The 24,277-nt window shown below is 39.3% G+C and carries 25 protein-coding genes; 13 read left to right on the top strand and 12 right to left on the bottom strand.

The features are described 5' to 3' along the window. Positions 1-174: 174 nt before the first annotated feature. Positions 175-936 (top strand): deoxyribose-phosphate aldolase, encoded by a 762-nt coding sequence (deoC, locus tag ACFSR8_RS14860; RefSeq protein WP_380293428.1) that lies wholly within the window; start codon positions 175-177, stop codon positions 934-936. Here the strand turns inward: deoC and ACFSR8_RS14855 are convergent. Genes ACFSR8_RS14855 through ACFSR8_RS14840 form a run of 4 tightly spaced genes read right to left on the bottom strand, consistent with a single transcriptional unit; the run spans position 933 to position 4,471 of the window. Continuing rightward, positions 933-1,781 (bottom strand): 5-oxoprolinase subunit C family protein, encoded by an 849-nt coding sequence (locus tag ACFSR8_RS14855; RefSeq protein WP_380294050.1) that lies wholly within the window; start codon positions 1,779-1,781, stop codon positions 933-935. The two genes, deoC and ACFSR8_RS14855, sit on opposite strands and share 4 nt — an antisense overlap. Beyond that, the gene (gene pxpB / locus ACFSR8_RS14850; RefSeq protein ID WP_380293426.1) at positions 1,774-2,499 is read right to left on the bottom strand and encodes a 5-oxoprolinase subunit PxpB; all 726 of its coding nucleotides are present in this window, start codon (positions 2,497-2,499) and stop codon (positions 1,774-1,776) included. Before pxpB ends, ACFSR8_RS14855 begins: the two co-directional genes overlap by 8 nt. Continuing rightward, a complete protein-coding gene (pxpA, locus tag ACFSR8_RS14845) occupies positions 2,499-3,239 on the bottom strand; it encodes a 5-oxoprolinase subunit PxpA (RefSeq protein WP_380293423.1) in 741 nt (246 codons plus the stop codon). The genes pxpB and pxpA overlap by 1 nt, the downstream gene beginning before the upstream one ends. Next, positions 3,239-4,471 carry an Nramp family divalent metal transporter gene (locus tag ACFSR8_RS14840; protein ID WP_380293421.1) on the bottom strand — a complete coding sequence of 411 codons (1,233 nt, stop codon included), beginning with the start codon at positions 4,469-4,471 and terminating at the stop codon, positions 3,239-3,241. Before ACFSR8_RS14840 ends, pxpA begins: the two co-directional genes overlap by 1 nt. 330 nt (positions 4,472-4,801) lie before the next feature. Here ACFSR8_RS14840 and ACFSR8_RS14835 point away from each other — a divergent pair, with 330 nt between their 5' ends. Further along, a complete protein-coding gene (locus ACFSR8_RS14835) occupies positions 4,802-7,261 on the top strand; it encodes a BNR-4 repeat-containing protein (protein WP_380293419.1) in 2,460 nt (819 codons plus the stop codon). Positions 7,262-7,465: 204 nt separating this feature from the next. On the opposite strand, the gene ACFSR8_RS14830 is transcribed toward ACFSR8_RS14835, so the two are convergent. Next, positions 7,466-8,050, bottom strand: coding sequence for a hypothetical protein (locus ACFSR8_RS14830; RefSeq protein ID WP_380293417.1), 585 nt, complete (start codon positions 8,048-8,050; stop codon positions 7,466-7,468). Between the two features lie 322 nt (positions 8,051-8,372). On the opposite strand from ACFSR8_RS14830, the gene ACFSR8_RS14825 reads away from it, so the two are divergent. Further along, positions 8,373-8,750, top strand: coding sequence for a hypothetical protein (locus tag ACFSR8_RS14825; RefSeq protein ID WP_380293415.1), 378 nt, complete (start codon positions 8,373-8,375; stop codon positions 8,748-8,750). After that, positions 8,740-9,666, top strand: a complete 927-nt coding sequence (locus ACFSR8_RS14820; RefSeq protein ID WP_380294048.1) for an IS3 family transposase — start codon at positions 8,740-8,742, stop codon at positions 9,664-9,666. Before ACFSR8_RS14825 ends, ACFSR8_RS14820 begins: the two co-directional genes overlap by 11 nt. Before the next feature lie 340 nt (positions 9,667-10,006). Here the strand turns inward: ACFSR8_RS14820 and ACFSR8_RS14815 are convergent, their stop codons facing one another. The 4 genes from ACFSR8_RS14815 to ACFSR8_RS14800 form a co-directional block, all read right to left on the bottom strand. After that, on the bottom strand, positions 10,007-10,420 hold the full coding sequence (locus ACFSR8_RS14815) for a hypothetical protein (RefSeq protein WP_380293413.1): 414 nt from the start codon (positions 10,418-10,420) through the stop codon (positions 10,007-10,009). Beyond that, positions 10,417-11,316 carry a hypothetical protein gene (locus ACFSR8_RS14810; protein ID WP_380293411.1) on the bottom strand — a complete coding sequence of 300 codons (900 nt, stop codon included), beginning with the start codon at positions 11,314-11,316 and terminating at the stop codon, positions 10,417-10,419. Before ACFSR8_RS14810 ends, ACFSR8_RS14815 begins: the two co-directional genes overlap by 4 nt. Positions 11,317-11,435: 119 nt before the next feature. After that, positions 11,436-12,236 carry a hypothetical protein gene (locus ACFSR8_RS14805; protein WP_380293409.1) on the bottom strand — a complete coding sequence of 267 codons (801 nt, stop codon included), beginning with the start codon at positions 12,234-12,236 and terminating at the stop codon, positions 11,436-11,438. A 160-nt stretch (positions 12,237-12,396) separates the two neighbouring features. Beyond that, a complete protein-coding gene (locus ACFSR8_RS14800; protein ID WP_380293407.1) occupies positions 12,397-12,750 on the bottom strand; it encodes a 4Fe-4S dicluster domain-containing protein in 354 nt (117 codons plus the stop codon). Positions 12,751-12,834: 84 nt separating this feature from the next. Here ACFSR8_RS14800 and ACFSR8_RS14795 point away from each other — a divergent pair, with 84 nt between their 5' ends. From ACFSR8_RS14795 to ACFSR8_RS14760, 8 genes are all read left to right on the top strand, one after another. Further along, positions 12,835-13,893 (top strand): acyl-CoA reductase, encoded by a 1,059-nt coding sequence (locus tag ACFSR8_RS14795; RefSeq protein ID WP_380293405.1) that lies wholly within the window; start codon positions 12,835-12,837, stop codon positions 13,891-13,893. A gap of 77 nt (positions 13,894-13,970) precedes the next feature. Continuing rightward, positions 13,971-15,035, top strand: a complete 1,065-nt coding sequence (serC, locus tag ACFSR8_RS14790) for a 3-phosphoserine/phosphohydroxythreonine transaminase (RefSeq protein WP_380293403.1) — start codon at positions 13,971-13,973, stop codon at positions 15,033-15,035. A 139-nt stretch (positions 15,036-15,174) separates the two neighbouring features. Next, positions 15,175-16,125, top strand: a complete 951-nt coding sequence (locus ACFSR8_RS14785) for a D-2-hydroxyacid dehydrogenase (protein ID WP_380293402.1) — start codon at positions 15,175-15,177, stop codon at positions 16,123-16,125. 116 nt (positions 16,126-16,241) lie between these two features. Then, positions 16,242-16,877, top strand: coding sequence for a DUF937 domain-containing protein (locus ACFSR8_RS14780; protein ID WP_380293400.1), 636 nt, complete (start codon positions 16,242-16,244; stop codon positions 16,875-16,877). A gap of 226 nt (positions 16,878-17,103) precedes the next feature. Beyond that, positions 17,104-17,547: a DUF6146 family protein gene (locus ACFSR8_RS14775; protein ID WP_380293398.1), complete on the top strand. Its 444-nt coding sequence runs from the start codon at positions 17,104-17,106 to the stop codon at positions 17,545-17,547. 35 nt (positions 17,548-17,582) lie between these two features. After that, on the top strand, positions 17,583-17,885 hold the full coding sequence (locus ACFSR8_RS14770; protein ID WP_186563970.1) for a DUF6787 family protein: 303 nt from the start codon (positions 17,583-17,585) through the stop codon (positions 17,883-17,885). Between the two features lie 363 nt (positions 17,886-18,248). Continuing rightward, positions 18,249-20,684, top strand: coding sequence for a TonB-dependent receptor (locus ACFSR8_RS14765; protein ID WP_380293396.1), 2,436 nt, complete (start codon positions 18,249-18,251; stop codon positions 20,682-20,684). A gap of 13 nt (positions 20,685-20,697) precedes the next feature. After that, positions 20,698-21,264: a type 1 periplasmic binding fold superfamily protein gene (locus tag ACFSR8_RS14760; protein ID WP_380293394.1), complete on the top strand. Its 567-nt coding sequence runs from the start codon at positions 20,698-20,700 to the stop codon at positions 21,262-21,264. A 52-nt stretch (positions 21,265-21,316) separates the two neighbouring features. Here the strand turns inward: ACFSR8_RS14760 and ACFSR8_RS14755 are convergent, their stop codons facing one another. Beyond that, positions 21,317-21,583: a hypothetical protein gene (locus ACFSR8_RS14755; protein WP_186563973.1), complete on the bottom strand. Its 267-nt coding sequence runs from the start codon at positions 21,581-21,583 to the stop codon at positions 21,317-21,319. 69 nt (positions 21,584-21,652) lie between these two features. Beyond that, a complete protein-coding gene (gene folE, locus ACFSR8_RS14750) occupies positions 21,653-22,240 on the bottom strand; it encodes a GTP cyclohydrolase I FolE (protein WP_380293391.1) in 588 nt (195 codons plus the stop codon). Positions 22,241-22,396: 156 nt separating this feature from the next. Here folE and ACFSR8_RS14745 point away from each other — a divergent pair, with 156 nt between their 5' ends. Then, entirely contained in the window at positions 22,397-23,059 is a 663-nt protein-coding gene (locus ACFSR8_RS14745; RefSeq protein ID WP_380293389.1) for an ABC transporter ATP-binding protein, read from the top strand. Here the strand turns inward: ACFSR8_RS14745 and ACFSR8_RS14740 are convergent. Then, positions 23,056-24,234, bottom strand: a complete 1,179-nt coding sequence (locus tag ACFSR8_RS14740; protein ID WP_380293387.1) for an MFS transporter — start codon at positions 24,232-24,234, stop codon at positions 23,056-23,058. The genes ACFSR8_RS14745 and ACFSR8_RS14740 overlap by 4 nt on opposite strands. Positions 24,235-24,277 lie beyond the last annotated feature (43 nt).

The following is a 24,277-nucleotide window of genomic DNA, read 5'->3' as shown; positions in this document are numbered from 1 at the left end:
ATTTTGTCGAAAAGAGGTTCGACCAATCGTCCAATAAATCGTTAAAATCCATTTTTTTTAAAATTAAATCTTTAACTTAGCCCAACATTTTTATGTCCCAAATCCAACATAAAATTCACCCTTTTTGTTTCCCTCTTGTTAACTAAATTATAAACTATTAAATAGAAAACCTCTATGAATATTGCACAGTACATTGATTACACTTGCCTCAACCCTTCCGCTACAGAACATGATATAGTTGAGTTATGTAAACAGGCCATTGAGCATAATTTTCATAGTGTTTGTGTCAATAGTTGCTATGTGGCTATGGCGAAGCAAATCCTTAAAGATTCCAATACTAAAGTATGCACAGTTGTAGGATTTCCTTTTGGATCAGCAGACAGTAAAGCAAAGGTCTTTGAAGCCGAAAATGCCATAAATGATGGGGCGGATGAAATTGATATGGTACTAAATCGTGGGTTTTTGAAAAGTAAAAACTACGTAGCCGTGTTACGGGATGTGCTGAATGTAAAAACCGCAATTGGAAAAAAACCATTGAAGGTCATTCTCGAAATTTCGGAATTAAACAAAAACGACATCATCAAGGCTTGCGAAATTTGCCTTGATGCCAATGCCGATTACATTAAAACCTCCACTGGATTTGCAAAAAGTGGGGCAACGTTTACTGCCGTGAAAATCATTAAAAAAACGGTTAAAAACAAAATGAAGATAAAAGCTTCGGGAGGTATAAGCGACTTTGAAACCGCATTGAAATTTATTGATGCCGGCGCGGATAGAATTGGCACTTCTACACTGATAAAATCAGAGTACAATGCTCGCCAAATTCGGAATACCAGGATTTTTAAGCAATACATTCAGACTGTGGAGAACAATAACAGTGACACTACGAAGCAAGATGAAGAGTCCACCGCAACCGTCAAAGCAAATAAAGATTAATCTACCAATTTGAACTTGATGCTTTGCCCCATGTATTTCTGGGCCAATACGTTGATGGCTGTTTCTTTCAATTGAAATATTCTTGGATAGCCTCCCGTCGTTTGACAATCGCGCATCAAAATAATCGGTTTTCCCGAAGGTGTTAGCTGTACTGTTCCAGGTAATACGGGAGCCGTGAGAATAGGTGCCAAATCATTTGCCACTGTTTGTTCCAGACGATAACCCATTCGATTGCTGTCCTTTGAAATAGTAAAGCCTTCCTCCAACAATTTGGATTGTTGCGTCTTGTTTAATTTATCATATTCCGGACCTTTAAATACCTCAATATTATCTTTTAAAATATAATCCCGATTGACTTTAAAGGATGCGTTTTTTGGTTTGAGTGCATCGGGCGTCTCATCAATTGAAATGGTATCGCCTTTATTAAGTCTATTGGATGCGGTAATTCCACCGTACATACTATAACTACCCATCACCTTTTCTCCTTTAAAACCCCCTTTAACTGCCAAGTAGCTTCTAAACCCATCGTTGAGCCTTCCAAACGATAAAACGTCTCCCTTATGGACAGATATGGTTCGGTTCAAAGGCACACTTTTGTCATTGATATTTGGGAAACTAGCGGCACCGCTAACCGCTATTACAGCCGGGCAATGAAACTCGAGTTTTAATCCCATCATGGTGATTTCCAAAACTGGTGAGTTTTCTGGATTTCCAACCAAAGTATTGGCCACAACAGCAGCATATCTATCCATTACTCCCGAATAAGGTACCCCAAACTTTTGAAAACCGATACGGCCAAAGTCCTGAATACTCGTAAATATCCCAGGCTGTAAAATCTCAACCATCAATCACCTCGCTCTCCATTTGATATACGCCTGCTTTTACCAAAGTTTTGATATCCTCATAGCCCGAACGTGAAATTGGCACAAATTGTACTTGGTCCAATGCACTTGCAAAACAGGACTGTTCTTTATGCGGATCGAAAAATGAAATTGGCGAATTACCAATAATATGCCAACCCCCGGGGCTTCCGCTTGGGTAAACTCCAGTTTGTTTACCTCCAATGGCCACAGCCCCCTTTTCAATTTTTAAGCGTGGCACGGCCTTTCTTGGTGTGTGAAGTGTTTCATCCAATCCCCCTAAATACAGAAATCCGGGCAAAAACCCAATAAAGTAAACGGTATAAATAGCTTTTGAATGCATTTGAACCACCTCTTTTTTTGACAACTTTTTCTCTTTGGAAAGCGCATCCAAATCAATACCAAAATCGTCATCATAACATACCGGGATTTTCCATAATCGTGGCGGTCGTGGCTTAATTTCTGACGGATTCCTATAAATTTCTTTTAGTCGCCCAACTTCTTCATCGAAGGAAAAATAATTTTTATAAACAACTAATAGTGAATGGTATGCAGTAGTTACCTCAAAAATATGTTTTAACTGATTTTCAACAGAAAATTTAAATAAGAGTATGTCCGATAGGATGTCCTCATCAATTTTAGCAGGCCATTCTACCAAAATAGCGCATTCTCCAAATCTTTGGTATTTGAGTTGGAATTTCATCAACTAACTTGGATGCCTTTGGCCTTCAATCGAAGGAACAATTCCCTAACCAACCTTACCGCATTGTGATTATCCCCGTGAATGCAAAAGGTATGTGCCTCAATAGGCTGCAATGCCCCGCTGATGGTTTTCACTTTCTTGTCCTTAATTATCCTGAAAACATGCTCGAACATCAGGTCAGGGTCTTGGATAAGCGCATTGGCCTCTGTCCTGTCGACCAGAGTAAGGTCGTCATTGTAATTTCTGTCCGCAAAGGCCTCATAAATAATAGGGATGTTATTCTCAATTGCAATTTTGGCAATAACGGAATTGAAAGGCACATAAAGCTTAACGGGCGCAACTATGGTTTTCATGGCCTCAACAAAACAAGTGGCTGTTCGGCTATCGATAGCGGCCAAATTATACAATGCGCCGTGCGGCTTTACATGGTGCAGGTCCAAATTTTCAACTTCCAGCACATGCCTTAAGGCATCCATTTGATCCTCAATTGCCGTAAACAAAGCGGCACAGGACATCTCCATGGGCACACGGCCAAAGTTGTCTTTATCTGGAAAAGAGGGATGGGCACCAATTTTCACACCGTGATCCTTGGCAAGTTTCACAGTTTTTTGCATGGTTCTATGGTCTCCGGCATGCCCCCCGCAGGCAATATTGCACGAGGAAATATAAGGCATCAGTTGGGATTCATTACCAATACCTTCACCAACATCTGCATTTATATCAATGATGAAATTGTGCACTAAAATAGGTTTAATTGCAACACTTTATGGAGCGCTACAAAGGACAACAACAAACTTAGCACTAAGATATGACAACCAAAAATATTTTGCCAGAGATTGTTTTTATAATTCCCCAAAATGGAGGTTTTATTCACTACCCATAGCAGGAATCCTGCAACTACCGGCAATAAAATGCCATTTGCCACTTGGGCAAACTTAATAATGGCAACGGGCTTAATGCCTAATGAGGAGAACACCACCCCGAGTAGCAACACGAACCCCCAAACACTCCTAAAACGTAATGAACGCAGCCCACCGTTCCACCCCAAGCAACCTTTTGCTACATAGGCCGCCGCAAGCGGTGCAGTTATCACACTCGTGATGCCTGCCGCAAAAAGGCCTATGGCCAAAAATACTTTTGCAAAACTTCCAAAAAGAGGCTCTAAACCTTTAGCCAAATCAGCCGCACTTTCTACGGATGTTGATGGTACCGAAGCTGCAGAAACAATAATACCCATCGATACCATACCCCCTAAAATGATAGCGATAACTGTATCTTTTCTGGCGTATTTCAAATCGGATATATGTTGCCATTTCTCTTTGACCAGCGAGGCATGTAAAAACAAATTGTAAGGTACAACTGTAGTCCCGATTAAGGCAATGATAGTAAGCAAACTATCCTTTGGAAATTTTGGCACCAAGGCACCTTTTAAAACATCGGAAAGATTGGGTTTGGTAATCACGGCAGTTGTTAGAAATGCCAAACTCATTAAAACTACTAAAGATACCAATAGTCTTTCCAAAATTTTATAATTGCCAATGAAGAGCATGACGAAAGCCACCGCCCCAATGGCAAGGCTATACAGGTTAAGGGAAAAGCTTCCGAAGTTCAATTTTTGACTACCAAAAATGGCTTCCAAACCCAAAATCCCGCCACTGATATTCCCTGCTTCATAGGCCGCATTGCCCAAGATTATAGCGGACAAAATCAAAAGCACCGCAAAGCCCTTAAAAATAGGATTTTTGATTTCGCCTTTAATAATTTCCGAAAGCCCCTTTTGGGAAATAATGCCCAAGCGTGCCGCCATTTCCTGAAGCACGATGGTAGCCCCCACAGATAACAACATGGCCCAAAGCAGTGCAAATCCAAAATTTACGCCTGCCAGCGTACACACCGTTATCGTACCCGGACCAATAAATGCGGCCGCTATTAATGGGCCGGGGCCGATGTTTTTTAGGAGATTTTTGAACAAAGTATAAACGTTTGAAGGTAATTGGCTAAACTAAGCCTTTATAACCTCAGCAATTTAGGTGTTTTTTAAAGGGTTTGCAATTGGATTGGGAATTTAAAAAAATAACTGTTGCGAACTGGTGGTGGCATAAGGCAGAATTAATATCTAAACTTGATAAAACCACTCGTTGCAAACTAGCGTCAGTTAAGAGAAAGGGACCTTACCCTTTTGTGCAATTTTAAAGTAACATCATTTTATACCCCTAAAGCACAGGATAATTCTATTTGATATTTATTTTAGTTTAATGAAGTATTTTTATTCAATAATTAACCATTTTAACAACCAACCACTATGCAAATTAAAAAAATTCTTTTCACATGTATGCTGTGCCTGTCTACTCTTTTGGCTACAGCACAATTTGTCAGTTTAGACAAAACAGTTATATCTTCAAACTGTTGGGCAACTAACCCCGTAATAGCAACTTCAACCCAGCAAAATGCAATTGCGGTGTACCAAAATTTTGTGTATTTGACTTATTATGATGCTACATCCAGAAAACTAACCATTGCCAGAAATAATAACCACGGCTTAGGCACTAACTGGGTATACGTTGAATTACCACACACTTATGAACAGCGAAATGGAGTTTGGGACAATCACAATACCCCTAACATCATTGTGTCCCCAAACGACGGGAGAATTCATCTGGCTTTTGATATGCATGCAGGAGACCTTAGGTACATCATTTCTTCCCCAGGAGCGGCAACAATTAGCGATGCAAACTTTACTTCGAGTTTATTCGGTTCAACACAGAACTATCTGGAATCAAATCAAACGTTGATTGATCGTGTGACTTATCCTAGATTTTTTGTAGGAGACAACAATAAGTTATTCTTTATGTACCGTGACGGTGGAAGTGGTAATGGTCATACCTTTTTGGTTAAGTACCGTGACGATGGGTTTTGGGATGCCCCTGTTAAGATAATTGAAGCTAGTCATGGTGGATCAACACGGTGTGCTTACTTCAATAATGTCCATTTCAAAAATGGAAGAATATACTGGAGCTGGGTATGGAGGGAATCTCCAGATGGGGCGACCAATCATGATCTGATGTTCATGTACTCAGATGATAATGGCGTAACTTGGAAAAACAGTGCGGGGAATTCGGTTTCCCTCCCTGTAACCCACGGTAATTCTAGCATTGTGGTTAAAAATATTGCGCAAGATTCTGGTTTGGCAAACCACAATGGTTGCGCTGTGGATGGCAATGGAAACGTACATGTTGTATTAAGACATGGAAGTAACTATAAGCACCATTTCGGTATCCAAAATGGCAATCAATTTACTTGGTCTGAGCAGACCATTGCTTCATTTACGGGTGATCGACCAAAAATGTACGCAGACCCTATAGATAATGACATATACTTCCTCGTAAGGCAGGGCAGTAATAATTCGCTTAGACTGTTTGAAACTCCCGCAAACGGCGGGTTGTACAATCAGTGGACAGAAATACACAGCGATGCTGACTCTTACAAGACCTCCACCAATAGTGTGATGAATGCTACGGGAGACAGGCTCATGAGTATGGTAGTGTCTAATGACAATCGACTTCAGATACTCAACTGGAACCTTGGGGCCCCAAGCAATAATTCTCCATCTGTAAGCATCACCTCTCCAGCCAATGGGGCATCCTTCAATGATGGTGATAATATTACCATTACAGCGGATGCTTCTGATAGTGATGGATCAGTGAGTCAGGTAGAATTTTTTGTGAACGGCAGTAGCGTGGGTATCGATACCAGTAGCCCATATTCAGTGAATTGGACGATTGGTGTTGGCTCCTACGATTTAACAGCAGTTGCTACGGACAATGAATCGGCATCTACCACATCGAGTGCAATTAACGTAACTGGAAATAGCACAGTCAATACCCCACCAACTGTAAGTGTGACCTCTCCAGCCAATGGGGCATCCTTCAATGATGGTGATAGTGTTACCATTTCAGCTGATGCTTCTGATAGTGATGGATCAGTGACTCAGGTAGAATTTTTTGTTAACGGCAGTAGCGTGGGTATCGATACCAGTAGCCCATATTCGGTGAATTGGACGATTGGTGTTGGCTCCTACGATTTAACATCAGTTGCTACGGACAATGAATCGGCATCTACCACATCGAGTGCAATTAACGTAACTGGAAATAGCACAAGTACGCCAACAGAAGCTTATGTTAATTCCATCATCACCGATCATCTGAATGTAGGCAAGGGGAATAAGCGAGGAATAGCCACGGTTACCATATTGGATAATATTGGTAACCCGGTTGCAAACGCTTCAGTTACGGGAACCTTCTCCGGTACGTTTAACGAAACAGTTAGCGGTACAACCGGTACTAACGGAAATGTGGAATTACAAACCTCTTCTACAGCTAAGGGAGGGGTTACAGTCAATTTATGCGTGGATAATGTGACCCATGGAAGTCTGATTTACAACAGTTCTCTCAATGTAATCACATGTACGGGGGCATCGGCAAAATTTTCGAAAGCAAAAGACGCTGATTCTAATATTGGAGAAAATCAAAGCGTTTCAGTGTTCCCAAATCCTGCAACAGACCGGTTGTATATTACCTTGAAAGAAAATAATTCACAAGCGACTTTCAAGATATATAATCTTACGGGGCAACTAATTATAGGTGGAAAAATTTCCAATGCCGTTAATACGATTAAGGTTGATAATTTACCTGTAGGTATATACATCATTCAAACTTTTTACAACAATACAATTAAGAACTTTAAAGTAATGATTGGTGAATAATGAAATTCCCACCATTTTTATTACCCCCGGCTATAAAAGGTGGCTGGGGGTTTCTTTTTTCATCTCAGACTAAATCTAGATTGCATGGTACCTCCCAAGTTTGTAACTAGTGTTTAGTTAAAAACAAAAGCCTACGCGTTATCCCAAAAGCTTTTGCCTTAATTATTTTTTGCCCTATCTCTGTTCCACTCTTACCGCCACTAGTTAAAAACTAGCGGGAGCGGGGTTATGCGGTCCATCAAATTCGTACCCGATACGCAGATAGATAGGCTGTTTTACCGTTTTTACCCAATTGGCGTAGCGTTTGATCACCGCATCGTAAATACCGAGTATGGTATTTTCGGTAACGTTCCATTTCCCCACCATCCACATAGCGCTGTGCAATGCCGCGTTTGGAAATGCATTCACCAACATTTGATGGTTTTGGCTGGTGCCCGTGCTATTGGTATGCTTTTTTGTGACACCGACAAACTCGGTAACGGCCCAATAAGCAGACCAGCCCCCGGGGTTGGGCTTCTCAGGAAACTTGCGCTTATATTCTTTAATACGCTCCTCGGTTTGCCCCATCACCAACACCGTTTTGCCCGCAGGTGGCACATACTTTGTTTTTTCATAGTCATACACATAATTGGAATCCACCTCGGTTCTGATTTTGGATACCATGGCCTCTACTTTTTCATTTAGCAGTTTTGCCTTGTTGTTTTGTGCGAAAGAGGACGCCAAAACAAGCGTAAAAATCATGGCACTGTATAAAAATCTTTGCCAAAAGTTGAATCGTATCGGTTTCATAAGCAGTGTTTTAAAACCCTCAAAATACGATTTATGTGGTAATTAAACTAGGGGTTTTGGGGATGTATGGGTGGTGTATAGTGATCATTCCCATAAGGTCTATAAGTTTAGACCAATCTATACTTTCAAGCGGTAGGATATGTGGCACATACGGTCTTATTGTTGTGGCTTATATATGGGTTACAAATTATTTTGTGACCCAAATATACTAAAATATGAGCCACAAATGTGTTTGTGATTTATTTATGGGTTGCAATTCTTTTTTTACGCTTTACCTTACTCTGTCTTGTCCTGAAATAGGTTTACACAAAAGTGTAATAACATGAAAAGATATTCCAGGACATCTTCATCAAAATTTCAAAATAGGTACAGTGAGGAATTTAAGAGATTTTTGTGCAATGAATTTTTGACAGGAACTGCCACAAGAAAATCAATCGAAAAGAAATATAATATCGGCAATAATCAATTAACTGTTTGGTTAAAAAAAAATGGTTATGACTACACAAAGCCTAGAATCGTACCTTTGCCCCCAATGTCAGATCAACCAGAAAACCTACCGGATAAAGATGAAGCTTCTCTACCCCAATTAAAAAAGGAACTTACAGAAGCTCGATTATTAGCGGAGACCTACCGAAAAATGATTGAAGTAGCTGAAAATGAATTTAAAATAAGGATTGTAAAAAAGTCCAATACCAAGTAATCCAAGAGATGAAAACCCTTTATCCCAAGGTAAGTTTGGCAGGTTCTGCCGATTACTTGGTGTCACCCGTCAGGCCTATTATCAACATTTTTGGTATCGCGAACAATTATCTTTTGAAGAAGACCTAATTGTTTCTGAAGTACTTAGAATTAGAAAAAACCATCGCCATATGGGCGGCAGAAAATTATATGAACTATTACAGCCATTTTTGTTGGACCACCAAATAAAAATGGGCAGGGATAGATTATTTGATATTTTATCGGCCAACCGCCTTTTAATTAGGCGAAAAAAGAAGCAAACCATAACGACAAACTCTTTCCATAGGTTTAAAAAGTATTCAAATCTGATTAGAGACTTCATTCCCACAAAACCTAATCAGCTCTGGGTAAGCGATATCACCTATTGGAAAATTGATGGCGGCTTTGTCTATATCAGTCTTATTACCGATGCCTATTCCAGAAAAATAGTGGGATGCCATTTATCCGACGGCCTGCAGACTTCTGAGACTATTCAGGCATTAAAAATGGCATTATTAAGCTTACCTGAAAATGATCAATTACAACTTATTCATCATTCCGACAGAGGCACCCAATATTGTAGTTATGAGTACGTAAAACTCCTAAAAACATACGGCATCCAAATTAGTATGACGGAAAAAGGGGATCCTTTAGAGAATGCCATTGCCGAAAGAATCAATGGAATAATCAAAGAAGAGTATTTAAACTATTATCAAGCAAATAGCCCTGAACAAGCTACTGAATTATTGAAAACATCTGTTGCACTATACAATAATGAAAGACCTCATATGAGCATAGGAAACCTTAATCCAAATAAGGTTCATCAAAACAATTTAAAAACAGAAAAATTATGGAAGAATTATTACGTAAAAAGCCCTATCATTGTAAACCAATACTAGGACTAAATATAAGTTGTAAAGCTATTTTAGAATTAATGTAAAATATGTAAACTTTTTTTAGGACGAGACACTCTTATGTCCACTAGTTGAGCGAAGACTTAAAAGTATTTTTAAGTTCCGGCTTTTTGGTTTTTAGGTTTGGAAATAAAGTATTAACGCAACTTGTGATAAGCCAAAGGGGGCCATAAGTATTAACTTGTTTTTCATGGTGTTTTCATTTCAATAATTTTACTTTTCTGCTTTTAAACAGTTCTGTTTTTGGGGAAGCTAACATTTGGGATAATACTGAGCTCTGCCAAAATTCTAATTCTTAACTCTTTACAATATTATCCCATAAACATTATTCAATATAATATTCCCATTTCACTTTATATTTAAGTACAATAGAGTCATTTAATTTTTCAACTAGAAATAAATTGGGGAAAACTTTATGCGGATATAGAGGATTGATTTTATTTACAACTTTTACCAGATTATCAACATCTGATAATTTTATGCTTTTTAAATGTTCAATTTTACAACTATCAACTTTGTTTTTATTTCTTAAAAACAAAAACATCTCTTTCCCAATGTGAAAAGTTATGTCTCCATTACGTTTTACCCCCTTTGAATAGAACTTTTCATTTTCTTTTTTTCCATTTATTTCAACCGTATATGTTTTTCCACTTAACTTATCGAAATATAGGTAAGTATTATTATTCGTTTGAGAATAACAAAAATGACATATAGAAACAACAAAAACTATGATTTTCATTCTGTACAATTTTGATTTGGATATTGACTAATGTAATTGTTTATTACTTGGTTTATCCTATCTTTCTCTTCTTGAGTTAAAGCATCTTTCCAAGCGACTAAATTATTGTGATTTAACCCTTCCCAAGCTAAATCTAAGTACAATTGATCGGGCTGGGAATTATCATCAACTACCTTGCCAGTATCAAACTCCTGCAATACTCTTCCAATAGTTTCTCTATAGTGGGCAGCCATTTGCTGATGTTGCCATGTACTATTTATATTATTTCCATATCTATAATAGTAATCTAACATTCCTAAATAATCCCCTTGATACAACGTAAACTGCAATAAGTCAACATCAATACTACCATTATCATTTGCCAAAGAAAGTAACTTCCTAAACATTTCAGCATGAATAACCTCGTGGATGATAGTTTTAGCAACTAAAAGATTGGGACGTTTTTGATAACTGGCATCCTTTAGGGGGTTTCCATTTAGCACGATATCAATAACATAATCCTCTGGCGCCCTTGTAAATGCTTTTCTAGTATTTGAGGACATTGCTTCATCTATTTCAAATTTTATATGAGATACAGGAAAATCACCGTCAAATTTTTTGATGGCATTCTTAAAACTTGTGCTTGAGCTAACCAACTTATTATAAATGCACTTTGCTTTGTCTTTAAGTTTATTAATAATTTGGTCATCAAAATCCACCTCACCACCATCCTTTAAGACCTGAATAGCTTCTTTTGCAAAATCACTGGCTGCCACGTTACAAGTGCCATCATCATTTTTGTTGGCCTCCAAGTACTGGCTTACCTTATAGGTGGCCAAGTTGCTGTTCAAAAAATCCAGCTCGACCTGGGTCAGGTCAGGAATACAGTTGGTGATGGTTGCTATGGCCTCTGACATGAGGTTGACTCCAACAGGGCCATCAACATCGGTGCCGTCGCAACAATCGGTACTGTTTTTGGTGCTACTGCCTTTGTAGGTGTGGCTGTAGGGAGCTAGGGTGATAATCCATGTGCCACCTACGCCGTGTCGCTACTGCCTCCACCACTGCTGCTACTGCAGGTGCACTCTGAGGGGTCTTCATGGCTATAACCGCAGGGGCTACAGACCCAAACCGCCGTGCCACCGCCTCCGGTAACAATACCACCGCCCGTATTACCGGCTTGCGGATCGGATATATCACCGATGGTCGTCGAACCCGCACCGCCTCCGCCAGTTGAGCTTCCCCCGTTAAAGGTGACATGCCTACAGTCCACGATCTCGTCTATGTTCTGGATACAAGTATCGCTACTTGATTTTGAAAAAATTCCGGAACCAGAACTATAGGGAAACACAAATACAGTCCCAGAGAACTCGGCAATGGATTTTGCCCCGTGGCGATAGGCCTCCGCAAAATCAGGAGCCATCCTGTATTCCAAAATGGCCATACTGGGCGCACCACTGGAACCGTTTACCACCAAATTAAAAATTGAGTTGGGCTTTGGTGTCTTGGGAAGAAGAACGAATGAATAGTTCTGGTTGCCCAAGGTATCGATCACTTCGAGTACGTTTTCGATGGAAATAGTGCCAAAAGGCGCAACAATACTGCCCGATTTTGATGTAATGCCTTTTGAGACCGTACCATCTTTACCTCCCAAAAGGTTGACGATACCGGGAATCTTTTTGCCCGAGACATAATTGATTGAAAGATCGGTGCCCGCCATTTCTTGTTCGGTTTCTTTAACAGTTGTAACATCCTCTTTTTGGCAATTGGTAGCTATAAATGATACTCCCAAAATGAGAATTCCAATCGTTAACAGACTTTTGAATTTATTTACCATAACTTAAACTTTTAAAAATCCTATGATTATAGAAGCAAAGTTAACTTTTAATTAAAAGAAAATCTATACGTTTATATACGTATTTTCTTAAGTATAAAAAACCCCAAGCAAAAGCTTAGGGTTTCATTATATTTTAATGTCGAATATCTACTCGACTCCACTACCCATCTGGGTGCATAAAGCGTTGTTTGGCCAATAGTTCCTCTTCGGTTTCTACATGGTCATCATCCGGTACGCAACAATCTACGGGACATACCGCCGCACATTGTGGTTCGTCGTGGAAACCTTTACATTCGGTACACTTATCAGGTACGATGTAATACAGTTCGTCACTTACGGGTTCTTGGGCCTCTTCGGCATCTACTTCCCTGCCGTCGGTTAGCACCACAGTGCCCTCCAAACTGGTCCCGTCCTTATAGCGCCAATCGTCGGCACCTTCGTAAATTGCAGTGTTAGGGCACTCTGGTTCGCAGGCCCCACAATTTATACATTCGTCTGTTATTATAATTGCCATAGCGTTTTTTCTTTTTATTTTTGCATCTGTTTTTTCAACAGAAAAGCAAAAATAAAGCCAAAACCCTTCATAAGCAAATTAAGGATGCAATTACAGGAAAGAATTAACGCTTTTATAAAATTAGGAGATTTTATACGGCAATTTTCTAAAGCAAACATCCAAAAAGCCGAAAACCTTGAACATAACGACCTGTTTTTTGATGGTTTTAAACATCAGCTCAAACTGGCCGAGGAACACAACGGTTGGTTTACAAAAGAAAACATTCGGTTTGCTTTAAATTCTTGGGCAGAAGCTTTGACTTTTGATAATTTGTCCAAATGGCTGGAACCTTACGAATTTGATACTATTGTACCCAAACAGGTGGCCATTATTATGGCAGGAAACATCCCTTTGGTGGGCTTTCACGATTTTTTGTCGGTGTTGATTTGTGGCCATCGGGTATTGGTGAAGCAATCTTCAAACGATAAACATCTGCTCCCCTATTTGTCCAAATACTTGGAATATGTTGCTCCGGGATTCAAAGGCCAAATCAAATTTACGGAAGAAAAAGTCGAAAATTTTGATGCCGTTATCGCTACGGGAAGCAACAATACCGCCCGCTATTTTGAATACTATTTTAAGGGCAAACCGTCCATCATTCGCAATAATCGAAATTCGGTTGCTGTGTTAACGGGCCATGAAACCGAGGAAGACTTAAAGCAACTATCAGAAGATATTTTTAGGTACTACGGTTTGGGCTGTAGAAATGTATCCAAATTATTTGTCCCGAAAGGCTATGATTTTAATCGATTTTTTGAGAGTATCTATCATTGGCACCCCATCATCGATAAGGCAAAATACGCCAATAATTATGATTACAATAAAGCCGTATATTTAATGAGCGAATTTGATATGTTGGAAAACGGCTTTTTCATCATCAAAGAAGACCAAAGTTACTCCTCGCCCATTGCTACCCTTTTTTACGAATTTTACCAAAATATTGACGAACTGAAAGCCAAACTTAGTGCGGATGCCGACCAAATTCAGTGCATCGTCGCCAGTGGTTTTGCTGAAAACGAAATCCCATTTGGGTGTACACAAAAACCCCAACTTTGGGATTATGCGGATAGTAAAGATTCCGTTAAATTTTTATTATCGATTTGATGAAAAAATTATTGAATTTTTAATAAAATTTCGCTTTTTAATTAGCAACTTTGCATCTTTAAATTTTACCAACAAAAATGAAGAAACATAACTTTAGCGCAGGACCAAGTATTTTACCCCCAGAAGTATTGTTAAAAGCGTCGCAGGCCGTTGTAGATTTAGACGGCAGTGGCTTATCGCTTATCGAGATATCCCACAGAAGCAAGGCTTTTGTTGACATTATGGAAAACGCAAGGTCATTGGCCTTGGAATTGCTTGGACTTGAAGGCAAAGGTTATAAGGCGTTGTTTTTGCAAGGCGGTGCCAGTACCCAATTTTTAATGGTAGCATTAAATCTTTTGGAGAAAAGAGCGGGCTATTTAAATTCTGGTTCTTGGGCGGCAAAAGCCATCAAGGAGGCCAAAATTTATGATGATATATATGAGGTAGGCTCTTCCAAAGATGCCAACTATAATTATATTCCAAAGGGTTATGAAATCCCTGAGGATTACGATTATTTCCACTGCACATCAAACAACACCATTTACGGGACGCAGATGAAGGAATTCCCGAATTCCCCGATTCCGATGGTGTGCGATATGAGTAGTGATATCTTCTCCCGTACTTTGGATTTTACCCAATTCGATATCATTTACGCCGGAGCCCAAAAGAATATGGGCCCTGCGGGAACGACTTTGGTTGTGGTGAAGGAAGATGTTTTAGGAAAAGTATCCAGAAAAATTCCATCAATGATGGATTATAAAGTACACATCGATAAGGGCAGTATGTTCAACACGCCTCCAGTATTTGCGGTATATACTTCTATGTTGACCCTAGAGTGGTTGAAGGAACAAGGCGGTATTGCAGCCATTGAAAAAGAAAATGAAAAGAAGGCGCGATTGATGTATTCTGAAATCGATTTGAACCCATTGTTTAAAGGGTTTGCAGCTAAGTCTGACCGCTCCTTAATGAATGCGACCTTCACCTTGGAAAATGAAAACCTAAAGGAAACCTTTGAAACCATGCTGAAAGAAGCTGGTATCAGTGCCGTAAACGGACACAGAAGTGTTGGTGGTTACAGAGCATCCATGTACAATGCCTTGCCGATTGATAGCGTAAAGGTATTGGTTGAAGTAATGAGTGAATTGGAAAGCAAAGCATAAGTCAGTAGGCAGTAGCAGTTCTCAGTCCCGATTGCTATCGGGAACATTGCTACTCAAAACTATTGAAGAAAAAATAGAAAACTTGAAGTGGATGAGTGAGACAACTTGAAACTTTGAACTTATAACTTGAAACTTAAAAATGAAAGTATTAGCAAACGACGGAATTTCCCAAAGCGGTATTGATGCCCTTGAAAAGGCAGGATATGAAGTGAGCACTACAACCGTGGCGCAGGAGCAATTGATTAACTACATCAACGATAAGGACATTGCGGTACTATTGGTACGCAGTGCTACAACAGTTCGTAAAGATTTAATCGATGCTTGCCCAGGACTTAAAATAATTGGTCGTGGTGGTGTAGGTATGGATAATATCGATGTGGAATACGCCCGCGAAAAAGGATTGCACGTGATTAACACCCCTGCCGCTTCCTCACACTCTGTAGCGGAATTAGTGTTCGGTCACTTATATGGTTTGGCCCGTTTTTTACATAATTCCAACCGGGAGATGCCGTTGGAAGGCGACAGCAATTTTAAAGGTTTAAAAAAGGCTTACGCAAAAGGTACCGAATTGAAAGGCAAAACTTTGGGTGTGTTAGGTTTTGGACGTATCGGACAAGCCACAGCGAAAGTTGCACTTGGTGCAGGAATGAAAGTCGTAGCATTTGACCCTTTCTTGGAAAAGGCCGATTTGACTTTGGAATTCTTTGATGGCCAAACAGTTACTTTTGAAATCGAAACCATTTCAAAGGAAGACGTTTTAAAACAAGCAGATTTTATCACCCTGCACGTACCGGCACAAAAGGATTACGTGATTGATGAAGCTGAATTCAATATGATGAAAGATGGTGTGATTTTGGCCAATGCTGCCCGTGGCGGCGTGGTGAACGAAGTTGCTTTAGTAAAAGCCATTGAAAGCGGAAAAGTAGCTAGAGCAGCATTAGACGTTTTTGAAAAAGAGCCAAAACCAGAGGTTCAATTATTGATGAACTCAGCCTTGTCTTTAACACCTCATACGGGTGCAGCAACTAACGAGGCGCAAGACCGAATCGGCACGGAGTTGGCATCACAAATCATCAGCATTTTGGGATAGCAATACCTCAATTGTGACCTAACAATAAAATTGGAGTCCTAACTATAAACGTTGGGACTTTTTTTGTACATTAAGCTTCCAAATTTTAACTCTTATTAATTAAAAAAAATACAATCATGTCAGGAATTTTAGATTTATTAAACAGCGATCTCGGGAAAACCATCATTAGCGGTGTAGCTGGGTCCACTGGTAACGACCAGCAAAAAACAAGCAGTGTATTAACTATGGCCTTGCCCGTTTTAATGCAGGCTATGAAACGTAACGCTTCCACACCACAGGGTGCTGAAGGATTGATGGGTGCTTTAAACAACAAGCACGACGGTAGTATTCTTGACAATTTAGGAGGTCTTTTTGGCGGTGGTGTTGATGAAGCAGTGACTAACGATGGGAGTAAAATCCTTGGACATGTATTAGGAAGCAAGCAGAGAGGCGTTGAGAAAATAATTGGCGAAAAATCTGGTTTGGATGCTGGCTCGGTCGCCAATATTCTTAAAGTGGTGGCCCCTATTCTTATGGGCGTTTTAGGCAAACAAAAACGACAAAACAATGTAAGCTCTGCAAACGATTTAGGTGGCTTGCTTGCCGGATTACTTGGCGGTAGCGGAGCCAAACAAGAGCAAAGCTTTTTAGAGTCGATTTTGGATGCAGACGGTGACGGTAGCGTTGTTGATGATGTAGCAGGCATGGTATTAGGCCAATCCAAAAGCAAAGGTGGCCTTGGTGGCTTGCTGGGAGGCCTTTTTGGAAAGTAAAAATTTCCCCATAATATAGCTTTATTAATGCCGAATCCTTTAGATTCGGCATTTTTTGTTAGCCTGATTCGGCTCTCCACTTTTGGGAACGGTTTTTGTACCTTTATACATAGAGAACAAATCATAGTGTTCCAAAGACTAAATAAGAATGACGATTCACTCATTGTTACTTTACTGAACTTTAAAATCGACCTACTTTTGAGGTATAAATTAGAAACTTTACTCAATGAGACATTTTATCTACACCTTTCTTGCATGTATATTTATCCTAAGCTGTAACACTTCAAAAAAAACAAAAGAAGCTGAAATCAAGGATGAAAGAGCTCTTGTGGAGAAGCAAAATGATACCATCAGAATTGCAAACGACGAGCTGGAGTATGAGATAATCATAATCGAACCAGGTTTTAATTTTTGGCTGGCGTCCAATGCCCGGCAAAGAGGGCATTACGGCCAAAGCTTTATGGAAAACCGAAACTGGATATATGTGATTGAGTGGAACCAGCGTGTATTGCAACCGCAACGCTTCAGCCCAAGACTATATGAACTCCAAATAAACTATGAACCAAATATTGATTATGGCTATGAGGTAAATTATTTGCTTTACCACTACTTTATCTACTTTCAATTGAAATACAACCAAAGATTAGGGCCGTTCGTTCCGAGAATTTAATTCCTTTTTAATACTTTTGCACCTAAATTGCAAGAGTGAAAAAATTAAAAGAACGTTGGGGCATTGAATCAAACCTACAAATCGTTTTAATACTCATTGTATTTGCGGTTACCGGATCTACGGCGTCCTACATTGGGAAACCAATTCTTTCCGCATTAAATATTACTCCAGATACTTTTAGCACCTTCGGGTATTGGGTTATCAGAATACTTATTCTGTTTGTGATGTACCAATTTCTTCTTGTGTTTTTCGGCTGGGTGTTTGGGCAGTTCAAATTCTTTTGGAACTTTGAAAAGAAAATGTTGTCCAGATTGGGATTTAAGCGATTTATGGAATAGTGCATGGACTAAAACAACATATTGTTTTTAGGTTATCTACCATTTTACTGGTAGCAACCCTTTTTACCCCTACAGCTATAAAGGTTGCCCATATTTTTGAACATTACGAGCATGTGCTTTGTGTTGGGGGTGATGACACACATATTCACAAAGTGGATTTGGATTGTGAATTCCAGAAATTCCAAATCAATAATCACTTTTTAACACCACAGGATTTTGGTGACTGGGTTCAAATTACCCATCATCATAAAACTCAAATTCTAACATACAGATTCCTAGATAATCATCGGCAATTATCTTTTTCATTACGTGGCCCGCCTGTTTTAGTTTAAGCCCACTGGTTTTGAACTAAAACATAAATTAATGAAACACTATTTGCTGATTTTGGCCTGCTGTTTTTTCGGCGTGGTCCATTCTCAAAATTGTACATATACCCTTTTAGGTGAAGTGAAAGACTTTCACGATGGTACTCCTATGTCTGGTTCCACCATCTATATTGAGACGCTCAATACCTATACCACTGCGGATATTAATGGGAAATTCATCATTAAAAACCTCTGCGATGGCAAGCTAGTATTGGTCGTATCCCATGTGGGCTGCGAAACCCAACGCGTGGAAATCGATATCAATGGTGATACTTACAAGGAAATCAACATGGAGCACCATGTTGAAGAATTGCACGAGGTGAAAGTATCCGGGAATACCACAAGAAAGTTGACTAAAACGGCTCAGGAAACCCAAATAAATACCGAGACTGTTGAGCGCTTTAGCGCCCTAAATCTAGGTGACGCTTTAAAGCAAGTGAGTGGTGTTTCGTCCATAAACACAGGAAATTCTATTGTAAAACCAGTCATCAATGGCTTGCATAGTAGTAGAATTTCTGTAATTACTAATGGTGTTTTATTGCAAGATCAGGAATGGGGCATCGAACACGCACCTAATATCGATTTGAATGCCGCCGGAACTATAAATGTTATAAAAGGGGCCAATGCTTTGGCTTACAGTGGGGATGCTATAGGTGGTGTAGTTGTATTAAAACCAACTGCAGTTATAGCTGAAGATTCACTTTACGGAAAGACCATTTTAAGCGGACAAACTAACGGAAGAGGCTATAACGTGGCAAGTTCTTTAACCAAAACATGGGAAAAAGGATGGTTTGTAAACGGACAGGCTTCCATGAAACATTTTGGAGATTTTGAAGCCTCTGACTACGTTTTGACCAATTCCGGTTTGAAAGCCAAGGGATTTAATGTGAGTGGTGGTTTTAAAACTTTTGAAAAAGGGTTTAACATCAATTATAGCTATCTCAGTAATGAAATTGGTATTTTAAGGTCGGCACATATTGGAAGCATAAATGATTTGGTAGAGGCCGTAAATAACGGACAGCCTATCGTTATTGAAGACTTCAGTTACGACATCAATTCACCAAGACAAGATGTGACACACCAAATTTTGAAAGCAGAGTTTTATAAACGTTTTAAGCAATTTGGACGTTTTCAAGTGCAATACGATTTTCAGAACAATCAGCGCTTTGAATACGATGTAAGGCGCGGTGATGATGGCAAACCCGCAGTGGATTTGAATTTAAAGACCCACTCCATTTTGGCAGATTTAAAATTGGATGCCAATAGTAGCACCATTTACAATTTTGGAATTCACGCCAGGTACCAAAACAACTTTGCCAATCCGGATACGGGTATAAGGCGATTGATTCCTGATTACGACAGATATGACATCGGGGTATTCGCCATTTCAAATTTAAAATGGGGCGATAACACCAATGTGGATTTTGGACTGCGCTATGATTTCAACAGAATTGATGCCCAAAAATTCTATCAGACTTCCAGGTGGCTGGAAAGAAATTACAGCAATGAGTTCAATGATATTATTCTCGGCTCCGTTTTTGGTAGGGAAATTCAATACGGTGTCATCGATTTTGATGCGCAGCAGTTATTGACCAACCCGGTTTATAATTTTCATAACGTATCCATTTCCGCTGGAATTTCACATAAAATTGATGACCAGAATTCTGTAATGTTCAATTACGGCTTATCCCAACGGGCGCCCAACCCTTCTGAATTATTTAGCGATGGTTTGCACCATTCTGCCGCAAGAATTGAATTGGGTGATTTACGAATGGAACAGGAAACCTCAAATCGCTTTGGTGCATCCTATAAATTGAAAACATCGAAATTAGACCTGAATGTTGAAGCCTTTGCCAACCACATTAAGGACTTTATTCAAATCATACCTTCTGGAACGGAACAGACCATAAGAGGAGCATTCCCCGTTTGGAATTACTTGCAGACCAATGCACTTTTATATGGTGTGGATCTTTCAGGAAATTACCAGTTTAACGAGCAGTGGCAAATCAATCACACATCCTCCTTCATTAAAGGAAGAGATACCAAAACTGAAACCGCATTAATTGATATGCCCGCTTTTAGGACTGTTAACGTATTAGGATACAGCAATGAGAAATGGCTCGGCTTTAATGCCAGTCTGGAAAGTGAATGGGTATTTGAGCAAAACAACTATCCTAATTTTAATTTCGAAACCTTAAATCCGACGACGCAAGAAATGGTTTTGGTGGACATCAGCACGCCGCCTCCAGCCTATCATTTGTTGCATTTTAGAAGTGATATTACAGTCCCGTTATCAGAACGAACAAAATTGAACATTGGACTGACCGTGTTCAATGTATTGAATACTTCCTATAGAGAATACTTAAATAGATTAAGATATTTTGCCGATGACTTGGGAAGGAATTTTATGTTACAAATAAAGTTGAACTATTAAATTTTTAAAAAAAATGAAAACCTTAAATCGAATTTTAATTTTAGCAATGCTTGTTGGAACATTCGTTGCTTGTGATAATGACGACGACACCCCAGCACCTGTTGTTGAGGAAGAAGTGATTACCACAATGACAATTACCTTAACACCAGTTGGTGGAGGCACAACAGTTACTATGCAAACCAGGGATACAGATGGTGATGGCCCAAACCCTCCCGTTGTAACTGATCCAGTAAATTTAACGGCCAATACTACCTACAATGGAAGTATAGAGTTACTGAATGAATTAGAAACGCCTGCCGAAGATATTACCAAGGAAGTTGAGGAAGAAGATGAAGAACATCAATTCTTTTTCGAGGCAACCAACTCCATAGCAACATTTGCTTACAGTGATACTGACGGAGATGGCAACCCTATTGGGTTAAGTTTTACACTTACCACTGGTGCTGTCGGAACTGGAACTGTTACGGTGACCCTAATTCATGAACCAATGAAGGATGCCAGTGGTGTTAGTAATGGTGATATGACTAATGCTGGAGGCGAAGAAGACATTACCGAAACATTTAATGTAGTGGTACAATAGACCTTTTTGCCTTTTGATAAAAAATCCCTTTCTTTTGCCGAAAGGGATTTTTTTACACTTCAATTATCGTTTCCTTGGGCTTGAACACATACGTGTATAACCACATCAAAGTAAAAGTAGGAATCACATCCAGCCCTGGCATAGCTTCTTCAATAAACGCTATCGCTGCCGCAATTTTACCTTGTTTGCCTTTGTAAAGTCTTGTCATTAAGTAAGCTGATAATGGTGCCCATGCAATATCAAATGGTGGAAACACGAAAGAGATGTATCCACAGGCGTCCAACACCAAGCTAAGTGCTAATTTTTTGTATTTATTCATTCAATAACTAATTTAACTGATAAGTACAATAAGCATACCAAATGTTACACCTATCAACAAGATAACTAACTACTTACCAATCAATTTTAAGAATTCATTACGGGTTTCTATTTTTTCGAATTGCCCCCTGAAGCCTGAGGTCGTCGTAATAGAATTTTGCTTCTGCACCCCCCGCATCATCATGCACATGTGGGAAGCCTCAATAACCACAGCTACGCCTTGTGGCTTCAAGGTATCGTTTATACAATCTAAAATCTGTTCTGTTAGGCGCTCTTGCACTTGTAATCGTCTGGCAAATACATCCACAATTCTTGGAAGTTTACTCAACCCCACAATATGTCCGTTAGGAATATATGCAATATGTACTTTTCCGAAAAAAGGTAAAATATGATGCTCGCAGAGCGAATACAATTCAATATCCTTCACAATTACCATTTCGTCGTAAGACTCCTTAAACATGGCACTTGTCAAAATTTCAACGGGGTCTTGATTATATCCCTGCGTTAAAAACTGCATGGCCTTGGCAGCTCTCTCAGGGGTTTTTAAAAGGCCGTCCCGGTCAGTATCTTCACCTAAGTCTTCAATTATTTTTTTATAACGCTCCTTAACATCATCCGTTACCCGAATACTGTACTCTTCAAAATTCTTGTATGGCATCTTTTCCGATTATAGCCTCAATATATAAATTTCAAAATTTATTTTATCGGTTTACACCATCATTTGTGTTGAAATAGTAATTTCAAACAATAATTTTAAATCATAATTGTGGGTAACGACTTAAAATGGTAAATTCACGCCTGTTATTTATAACCTATGATTCAAGCCAAAAACATCCATAAATATTATGACGATCTGCACGTTCTTAAAGGCGTGGATATTGAAGTAAAAAAAGGTGAAGTGGTTTCTATTGTTGGAGCTTCGGGAGCTGGAAAAACAACACTTTTACAGATTTTGGGCACTTTGGACAAAGCTTCAAAAACTGAAGATTTTAGTTTGGTTATCAATAACAACGAAATAAAATCGCTTAACGATAAAGCATTGGCTAAATTTAGAAACCGACATATTGGTTTTATTTTTCAGTTCCATCAATTATTACCTGAGTTTACAGCCCTAGAAAATGTGTGCTTGCCAGCGTTTATAAAAGGCACGAATAAAGCCGAAGCTGAAAAACGTGCTAAAGAGTTATTGGACTTTTTGGGACTATCGCATCGCTATGACCATAAGCCCAACGAACTTTCCGGTGGTGAGCAACAGCGTGTTGCCGTAGCAAGGGCATTAATAAACAAACCTGATTTAATTTTTGCAGACGAGCCGTCCGGAAATTTGGATAGTGAGTCTGCCGAAAACCTGCACAATCTCTTTTTTCAGCTTCGGGATGAATTTGGGCAGACCTTTGTTATCGTTACCCATAATGAGGAATTGGCCGATATGGCTGATAGAAAACTGGTGATGGTAGACGGAAAGATTGTTTCCTAGGATTTCTTTTCTTTCAGCAGTGCCATTAATCCAAAGATAGGTCCTATCGATAGGATTAGAAACAAATATTTCGCATCGATAATTAACTCCAGGGTATTCAGAATTTGAATGCTTATTATGGTTATCGCAAAACCAATAGAATTTACAATAGTTAAAGCAGTACCCTTTACTTCGGCTTCAGTATTTTGAGCAACCAATGCTGAAAACAAAGGAGAGTCCGCTATTACCGCCATTCCCCAAATTACCAAAAACATAAAATTCAATATTTGAAATTTTGACAGAAAAATGAATGGCGACAAAATACAGCAAACACAAGAAATACCCAGCGCGAATGCAGCCACGTTTTTTGATGTATATTTTTGTGATAGATATCCTGAAAGTACACAACCCAATGCCCCAATGGCTATTACCATAAAGCTAACCAAGGAAATATTAAATTCTATTATTCCATGATAATTCTGATAAGCCGCCAGAACTACAGGAAGAAAAGCCCAAAACGCATAAAGTTCCCACATATGCCCAAAATACCCAAAAGCCGCAGACCTAAAATTTGAAGGCTTAAAAACTTTGTAAACAACAGAAAAATCAAACTTAGATGCCGGTTTTCTGTATGGGCCATTTGGAACCAACACCAATACTATAATACCTCCAAAAATGGCCAACCCGGAGGTGGCATAAATCACTGATCGCCATGACGGAAACCATCCTAAACCCCTCAAAAGATGTGGTAAGGCAGTTCCTAAAACTAGGGCACCGACTAAGAACCCAAGTGATTTCCCTAAACCCTTACTGAAATAATCTGCGGCTATTTTCATTCCCACAGGATAAATACCTGCCAAAAAAACGCCTGTTACAAACCGAAAGACCAATAAAGAACTTGTTGTATTAAATTCAAACACAATAAAAAGATTAAATATGGCGCTAATTATGGCGCACCCAAAAAACACCTTTGAGGGTGAATACCTATCTGTTATTGTATATAAAGCGAAAACAAACGTCCCAAAAATAAATCCCAACTGTACGGCAGAAGTTAAGTACCCCAAGGCATTGCCCTCTAAACTAAAGCTTTCCGTAATTCCGCCCATAACCCCATTACCCGCAAACCACAGGGATGTACAGCAAAATTGGGAAAACACTATAATAGGAAGTATACTTGATTTATTAGGGCGAATCATAAATTGGCTACTAGGTTTAGTAAAGATCTTAGTCTATTTTGCA

Origin of the sequence: Hyunsoonleella rubra, assembly GCF_042684665.1 — a bacterium.
GTDB classification, from domain to species: Bacteria; Bacteroidota; Bacteroidia; order Flavobacteriales; family Flavobacteriaceae; genus Jejuia; species Jejuia rubra.
The sequence above is the reverse complement of the archived record's forward strand: the minus strand, read 5'-3'. Positions and strand labels throughout refer to the sequence as shown.